At 76.9% G+C, this 1,362-nt stretch carries 1 protein-coding gene; it reads right to left on the bottom strand.

Going from position 1 to position 1,362, the window contains the following annotated elements; genetic code table 11:
- Positions 1-1,362, bottom strand: a 1,362-nt coding sequence (locus AB0I76_RS29965; protein ID WP_357042506.1) for a phosphopantetheine-binding protein, incomplete at both ends; no start/stop codon positions are given.

The raw sequence follows: 1,362 nt of genomic DNA, 5'->3' as shown, positions 1-1,362 counted from the left end.
CGGCAGCCCCGGAAGTCGGTCCCGCCACCAGGCGGCGTCCCGCGCCGCCACGGACCCGGCCCGACGCCGCTCGACCGCGGCCACGCAGTCCGCCGGATGCACCGCCGGTGGCGGCAGTGCCGCGTCCGGGTCGGCGTGGAAGGCGCGCAGCTCCCGGTCGATGAGCCACCAACTCGCCGCGTCACAGACCAGCGCGTCGATGCCGATGAACAGCCGGACCCGTCCACCGGGCAGCCGGGCCGCCTGCACGGTGAACAGCGGCCACCGGTCCGGCGGCCCCGGCTGGCGGGAGATGCGCTCCCGCAGCGCGTCGAGCCGGCGCGTCCGCTCGGCCTCGTCGGGAACGGTCAGGTCGTGCACCCGCACCCGGTACGCGGGCAGGTCGTCGAGCACCCGCATCCGGCCCTGCCCGGTGACCACCGCACGCAGCATCGGGTGCCGGTCGATCACCGCCCGCCAGGCCCGCTCGTACCGGTCGAGGTCCAGGTCGGGGCAGTCGTACTCCAGGTAGAAGTGGCACGCCAGGTCTCCCCACCGGTAGCCGCCGGAGCGGCCCACCCAGTAGGCGTGCTGGATCCGCGTCAGCGGAAACGTGCCGTCCTCCGAGCGGGCCGGCGGGTCGTCGGCCCGCGCGTCACCGATCGGCGCGCCCCCGGGGAGCGGGATGTCGACGGCGTGCGGCTCCGCCCCGTCGCGGCCGGCGTCGCACAGCGCCGCGAGGCCACCCACCGTCGGATGCGCCAGAAGGTCGGCCAGCCGCAGGTCGACGCCGATCCGCTCGCGCAGCTGGGCGAGCATCCGGGTGGCCAGCAGCGAATGCCCCCCGAGGGCGAAGAAGTCCGCGTCGGGGCCGGTCACCGGCTCGCCGGTCAGCCGCGACCACAGCTGCGCCACGATGCCCTCGGTGGTGGTCATCGCGGCGACCGGTCCGGACGTCACGGGTCGGGCGTCGGCCGCCGAGCGGGCGGCGGCGGCCAGCACGGCGGGCAGGTCCCGTGGTGACACGGCCACCAGGGGTGGGGCGACGGCACGCGCCGCGCGGATCCGGTCCAGCGCGGCCAACCCGGCCGGCGCGTCCAGAACGTCGTGCAGGCTGATCGCCGGATCCGGCCCGCCCGCACCGGTACGCCAGGCGTCCCACGCCACCGCCAGCCACCGGCACTCCGGGGTGTCCGCGTCCGTGGCGTACGCCTCCAGGGCGGCGTTCGCGGCGGCGTACGGGCCGGTGCCGACCCCACCGATCAGGGTGGCCACCGAGGACATCAGCAGCACCAGCGGTGGCCGCCGGTCGCGTGGCAGGCCGGCCACCGCCTGGTGCAGGGCCCGAGCGGCGTCGAGCTTCGCGGCGAGCTGCTCGGCGAC

The sequence above is a fragment of the Micromonospora sp. NPDC049799 genome, from assembly GCF_040656655.1.
GTDB lineage: Bacteria > Actinomycetota > Actinomycetes > Mycobacteriales > Micromonosporaceae > Micromonospora.
Note: the sequence above shows the minus strand (reverse complement) of the source record. Positions and strands in the feature narration are given on the sequence as shown.